Origin of the sequence: Nocardioides sp., assembly GCF_031422975.1 — a bacterium.
Classification (GTDB): Bacteria; Actinomycetota; Actinomycetes; order Propionibacteriales; family Nocardioidaceae; genus Nocardioides.
In genome coordinates this window covers 1-5,394 of sequence record NZ_JANPEO010000425.1, presented here as the reverse complement: position 1 = coordinate 5,394, position 5,394 = coordinate 1, and the positions used below count along the sequence as shown (strand labels likewise).

At 69.9% G+C, this 5,394-nt stretch carries 6 protein-coding genes and 1 pseudogene; 1 reads left to right on the top strand and 6 read right to left on the bottom strand.

The window, feature by feature from the left end:
• The 5 genes from RMO85_RS12830 to argC form a co-directional block, all read right to left on the bottom strand.
• Positions 1-330 (bottom strand): aminotransferase class III-fold pyridoxal phosphate-dependent enzyme (locus RMO85_RS12830; protein ID WP_310529114.1); only part of this gene is annotated, 330 nt, incomplete at its 3' end.
• A gap of 67 nt (positions 331-397) precedes the next feature.
• Entirely contained in the window at positions 398-1,306 is a 909-nt protein-coding gene (gene argB / locus RMO85_RS12825) for an acetylglutamate kinase (RefSeq protein WP_310529113.1), read from the bottom strand.
• Positions 1,307-1,358: 52 nt separating this feature from the next.
• Positions 1,359-2,510, bottom strand: a complete 1,152-nt coding sequence (gene argJ / locus RMO85_RS12820; protein ID WP_310529112.1) for a bifunctional glutamate N-acetyltransferase/amino-acid acetyltransferase ArgJ — start codon at positions 2,508-2,510, stop codon at positions 1,359-1,361.
• Positions 2,507-2,968 (bottom strand): ACT domain-containing protein, encoded by a 462-nt coding sequence (locus tag RMO85_RS12815; protein ID WP_310529111.1) that lies wholly within the window; start codon positions 2,966-2,968, stop codon positions 2,507-2,509. The genes argJ and RMO85_RS12815 overlap by 4 nt, the downstream gene beginning before the upstream one ends.
• Positions 2,965-4,005, bottom strand: coding sequence for an N-acetyl-gamma-glutamyl-phosphate reductase (argC, locus tag RMO85_RS12810; protein ID WP_310529110.1), 1,041 nt, complete (start codon positions 4,003-4,005; stop codon positions 2,965-2,967). The genes RMO85_RS12815 and argC overlap by 4 nt, the downstream gene beginning before the upstream one ends.
• 83 nt (positions 4,006-4,088) lie before the next feature.
• Between argC and RMO85_RS12805 the strand changes: the two genes are divergently transcribed.
• Positions 4,089-4,892 carry a maleylpyruvate isomerase N-terminal domain-containing protein gene (locus RMO85_RS12805; RefSeq protein ID WP_310529109.1) on the top strand — a complete coding sequence of 268 codons (804 nt, stop codon included), beginning with the start codon at positions 4,089-4,091 and terminating at the stop codon, positions 4,890-4,892.
• Positions 4,893-4,950: 58 nt separating this feature from the next.
• On the opposite strand, the pseudogene RMO85_RS12800 reads toward RMO85_RS12805, so the two are convergent.
• A pseudogene (locus RMO85_RS12800) lies at positions 4,951-5,394 on the bottom strand (phenylalanine--tRNA ligase subunit beta); the annotation flags it as partial.

Sequence of the window (5,394 nt, the reverse complement as noted above, 5' to 3'; positions counted from 1 at the left end):
CGCGGCCTCGTTGGCCTCGGTGCCGGAGTTGGTGAAGAAGACCCGCCCCGGTACCCCGAGCAGCCCGAGCAGGCGCTCGGCGAGGGTCAGCTGCGGCTCGGAGGCGAAGAAGTTCGAGACGTGGCCGAGGGTCTCCAGCTGCGTGGTGACGGCCTCGACGATCGCCGGATGGGCGTGTCCGAGGGCGTTGACGGCGATGCCGCCGAGGAAGTCGACGTACTCCCGACCGTCGGCGTCCCACACGTGGGCGCCCTGTCCGCGGACGAGCAGCAGCTTGGGCGTGCCGAAGGTGTTCATCAGCGAGGACTCGTAGCGTTCCTGCCAGCTCATGCGCGTACTCGCTTCGCTCCGTGCCCGCATGAGGCACATCTCGCACGGTGTTGAATGACTCGCTCGCTCATGCGTCTCCTCCTTGCGCGGACAGTGCCTTCCGGAGCTTCGTGGCGACGCCGGGCAGCACCTGGGTGCCGACTCCCTCGTCGGTGAAGATCTCGAGGAGTACGGCGTGGGGCTCGCGTCCGTCGACGACGGTGGCGCGCGGCACACCGTTGCTCACGGCCTGGTGGCAGGCGGTCATCTTGGGCACCATGCCGGCGTCGAGCGACGGCAGCATCTCGCCCAGCGCCTCGGGGCCGATCTCCTGGATGACGTCGTCGGAGTTGCCGAAGTCGAGGTAGAGCCCCTCCACGTCGGTGAGGACGAGCAGCTTCTCCGCGCCGAGCGCGATCGCGAGCGCGGCGGCCGCGGTGTCGGCATTGACGTTGTGGACCAGGCCGTCGATGTCGGGGGCCACACTGGAGATGACCGGAATGCGTCCGGCCGCGACGAGGTCCTCGACGGCTTCGGGGCGGACGTGGGCGACCTCGCCGACGAGCCCGAGGTCGACCTCCTCGCCATCGACGATGGTGTTTGTCGCCTTGGCGGTGAAGAGGCCGGCGTCCTCACCGGACAGGCCGACGGCGAGCGGGCCGTGCTGGTTGATCAGGCCGACGAGCTCGCGCTGCACCTGCCCGACCAGCACCATCCGGACCACGTCCATCGCCTCGGGCGTGGTGACCCGCAGGCCACCACGGAACTCCGAGGTGATGTCGAGCCGCTTGAGCATCGCTGAGATCTGCGGGCCGCCACCGTGCACGACGACGGGCTTGAAGCCGGCGAACCGCAGGAACGCGATGTCCTCGGCGAACGCCTTCTTCAGCACGTCATTGGTCATGGCGTTGCCGCCGTACTTCACCACGATCACCTTGCCGTGGTACTGCTTCAGCCACGGCAGGGCGGCGGCCAGGGTCTTCGCATCGGTCTTCATGTCGGGGTCCCTGCGGAGGCGTGAGCGCAGCGAGCGGCAACGCGCGGTGACCTCATGAGCTGTACGCGCTGTTCTCGTGGACGTAGGCGTGCGTGAGGTCGTTGGTCCACACCGTGGCCCGGGCGTCGCCGGACTTCAGATCGATGGTGACCGTGACCTCGCGGCCGGTCAGGTCGACGCCCGAGGGGTCCTCGGCCGGCGTGGAGTTGCGGCAGACCCAGACGCCGTTCATCGCGACGTCGAGGTCGGCGGGGTCGAAGACCGCGTCGGTGGTGCCCATGCTCGCGAGCACCCGGCCCCAGTTGGGGTCTCGACCGAAGACGGCCGCCTTGAACAGGTTGCTGCGGGCGACGCTGCGGCTGACCTCGACGGCGTCGTCCTCGGACGCGGCGTTCAGGGTCGTGATCGCGATCTCGTGGTCTGCGCCCTCGGCGTCCTTGAGCAGCTGCATCGCCAAGTCCGTGCAGGCCTGGGTCAGCGCAGCAGTGAAGTCCTCCGGGGTGGGCGTGATGCCGCTGGCACCGCTGGCCATCACGGTGACGGTGTCGTTCGTGGACATGCAGCCGTCGGAGTCGAGGCGGTCGAAGCTGACCCTCGTCGACGCACGCAGGGCGGCGTCGAGCTCGGCGGCCGGCACGACCGCGTCGGTGGTGATCACGCCCAGCATGGTCGCGAGCTGCGGCGCGAGCATGCCCGCGCCCTTCGCCATACCGCCGATGGACCAGCCCGCGCCCTCGACGACGACGTTCTTGGCTACGGAGTCGGTGGTCATGATCGCCTCGGCGGCGGCCACTCCCCCGTCGGCCGACAGCGCTGAGTACGCGCTCTCGACACCGCTCAGCAGGTCGCTGCGGTCGTTGGCGAGGCCGATGAGACCGGTCGAGCAGACCACCACGTCAAGGGCGCCGATGCCGACGAGCTCCGCGACCTTCTCGGCCACTGCGTGCGTGGTCTGGAAGCCGTCGGCCCCGGTGTAGCAGTTGGCGCCGCCGGAGTTGAGGACGACGGCCTTGACCGTGCCATCCTTGACGACCTCCTGGCTCCACAGCACCGGGTTGGCCTTGCAGCGGTTGGCCGTGAAGACGCTCGCGGAGTCGAAGGTCGGGCCGTGGTTGACCAGGAGGGCGAGGTCCCTCGCACCGGTCGACTTGAGGCCGGCGACGACTCCGGAGGCCGTGAAGCCGGCGGGGTGGGTGATGGTCATTTCTTGGTCTTCGTCTTTCCGGGAGGGCTCGACTTCTTGATGGGCTTGGCGGGAACGGCGGCGGTCACGGTGTGACCCTGTCGTCGCCAGGCCTCGGTCGCCTTCTCGCCGTCGACGAGCCGGACCATGATCCAGTCGGTGTCGAAGGTGGACAGGGTGTAGACGGGGATCTCCGCCTCGGCCAGCGGCGTGAGCAGGCCGGACAGGATGCCGATCGCATCGGGGTCGAGCGGGCCACGCACCTGGAACGCCGTCAGCGGCTTGATGCTCGGCGTCTTGGTCGGCACCGACCGGGTCGCGCAGATCAGGCTGGTCTCGGTGGCGGTCGCGGTGACCGACATCAGGCTCGCCGACTCGGCCCACTTCGGGATCTCGGCTCCAGGCCCGAGGCGCACGATCGCGAGCTTCTCGGGGAACTGCAGCAGCGTGAAGGTCCGGGGGGTGGTCGAGTCATTCATGGCGCGAGTCCGATCGTGGAGAGCCCGGTGGTCTCGTCGAGGCCCAGGGCGAGGTTCATGCATTGCACGGCGGCACCGGCGGTGCCCTTGGTGAGATTGTCGATGGCAGCCACGGCGACGAGTCGACCGGCCGTCTCGTCGACGGCGACCTGGACGTGCACGGCGTTCGAACCGACGACCGCCTTGGTCTGCGGCCACTGGCCGGCGGGCAGCAGGTGGATGAAGGGCTCGTGGTCGTACGCCGCGGCGTAGGCCGCCCGCGCCTGCTCCTCGGTGGGGTCGGCGACCAGAGGCGCCGAGACGGTGGCCAGGATGCCACGCGACATGGGAACCAGCATCGGGGTGAAGCTCACCCGGACCCGGCCGTGGTGGACGAGAGCGAGGTTCTGGGTGATCTCGGGGGTGTGCCGGTGGACGCCACCGACGCCGTAGGCACTGGCGTTGCCCATCGACTCACTGCCCAGGAGGTGCGCCTTGAGGGACTTGCCCGCCCCGCTCAGCCCGCTGGCGGCCACGACCGTGACGTCGGGCTCGACCAGACCGGCCGCCAACGCCGGGGCGATGGCGAGCGTGGACACCGTGGGATAGCAGCCGGGCACGGCGATGCGCCGGGCGCCGGACAGCGCCTGTCGCTGCTCGGCGAGCTCGGGCAGGCCGTAGGGCCACGATCCGGCGTGCTGCCCGCCGTAGAACTTCTCCCACTGGGCGGCGTCGGTGAGACGGAAGTCCGCTCCGCAGTCGATCACCACCGCGTCGTCGCCGAGAGCCGCCGCGATCTCGGCCGACTGCCCGTGCGGGAGGCCGAGGAAGACCACGTCGTGCCCGGACAGCGTCTCCACCGTGGTCGGCTCGAGGATGCGATCCGCCAGCGGCAGCAGGTGCGGCTGCAACGAACCGAGCCGTTCACCGGCATTGCTGCCGGCGGTCAGCGAGCCGATCGTCACGTGCGGGTGGCCGAGCAGCAGGCGGAGCACTTCGCCGCCGGCATAGCCGCTGGCGCCGGCCACGGCGATGGAGAACGATGCAGACATGTGCATGACTATACATCAAACCGTATGGTCATTCGCCGACAGGTCGAAATTCGCGTGCCAGCGTTGACGGCGCATCCTAGGTTGAGGACATGACCCTGCTGACCCCCGAGACCTATCTCGAGCACATCCGCGTCGAGTCCGCCCGCTTCCGCGACGTCCTCGCCACCTGCGATCCCGCCGCCCGGGTGCCCACCTGTCCCGACTGGTCGGCCGAGGACCTGCTCTGGCACCTCACCAGCGTGCAGTGGTTCTGGAGCACGGCGCTCATCGATCGGCCGGCGGAGGTCGATGAGGCGCAGGAGCCGGAGCGGCCTGCGGCGTACGCCGAGGTGCTGCGTGCCTTCGACGAATGGTCCGCTGTGCTGAGCAGCGCCCTGGAGGGAGTCGACCCGAAGGCCGAGGCGTGGACGTGGTCGGACGACCACACGGTCGGGTTCATCCTCCGCCGCCAGGCCCACGAGGCGCTCGTTCATCGGCTCGACGCCGAGCAGACCGCTCGGGTGACGTCCGTCGAGGTGGACGCCAACCTCGCCGCCGACGGCGTCGCGGAGATGATCGGGGTGATGTTCGGTGGCTGCCCGCGGTGGGGATCCTGGGAGCCGCTTCCCCACTACGCCCGGCTCGACTGCACCGACACCGGCGACGAGCTGTGGGCCCAGTTCGGGCTCTTCAGTGGCACCGACCCCGACAGTGGCGACGTCATCTCCGCAGAGGAGGACTTCCATCTCGTCGAGGAACCCGTCGACGCCGAGCCCGACGTCGTGATCGACGGCCCGGCCGCCGCCCTCGACGCCTGGCTCTGGCACCGGGGCGACGACACCGAGCTGTCGATCGCCGGTGACCGGTCGATGCTCGACCGCTTCCGCGCGATCGTGTCGCACCCGATCAACTGACGGTGGCGGTGGCTCACAGCCAACGGGTGAGCGTGAACCACCGCCATCCTTGGTCGGGTCAGCGCTGGACCGCGCCCGTACGCTGCGCTGCGAGAGCGACAGCGGCCTCGCGCGCGGCGGCGGCCTCGCCCTCCTTGAGGGTCCGGTCGGCAGCCCGGAACCGCAGCGCATACGCCAGCGACTTCTTGCCCTCGCCGATCTGGTCGCCGGTGTAGACGTCGAAGAGCCGGATCGACTCCAACAACTCGCCGGCGCCCTCGCGCAGGGCGGCCTCGACCGCCGCGGCGGGCACAGAGGCGTCGACGACCAGGGCCACGTCCTCCTTCGCGACCGGGTAGGACGAGAAGAGCGGAGCCGCGGCGATGGCAGTTGCATGCTCCAGCAGGGCGTCGAGGTCGATCTCGGCCACGGCTGAGCGGGCTGGGACGCCGTACGCCTTGCACACGCGCGGGTGCAGCTCACCGGCATGGCCGACGACGCGGTCACCGACCCGCAGCTCCGC

Excerpts from the sequence above, each read along its gene's own strand:
- argB (WP_310529113.1), bottom strand. The coding sequence starts at position 1,306 with ATGAAGACCGATGCGAAGACCCTGGCCGCCGCCCTGCCGTGGCTGAAG.
- argJ (WP_310529112.1), bottom strand. The coding sequence starts at position 2,510 with ATGACCATCACCCACCCCGCCGGCTTCACGGCCTCCGGAGTCGTCGCC.
- RMO85_RS12815 (WP_310529111.1), bottom strand. The coding sequence starts at position 2,968 with ATGAATGACTCGACCACCCCCCGGACCTTCACGCTGCTGCAGTTCCCC.
- argC (WP_310529110.1), bottom strand. The coding sequence starts at position 4,005 with ATGCACATGTCTGCATCGTTCTCCATCGCCGTGGCCGGCGCCAGCGGC.
- RMO85_RS12805 (WP_310529109.1), top strand. The coding sequence starts at position 4,089 with ATGACCCTGCTGACCCCCGAGACCTATCTCGAGCACATCCGCGTCGAG.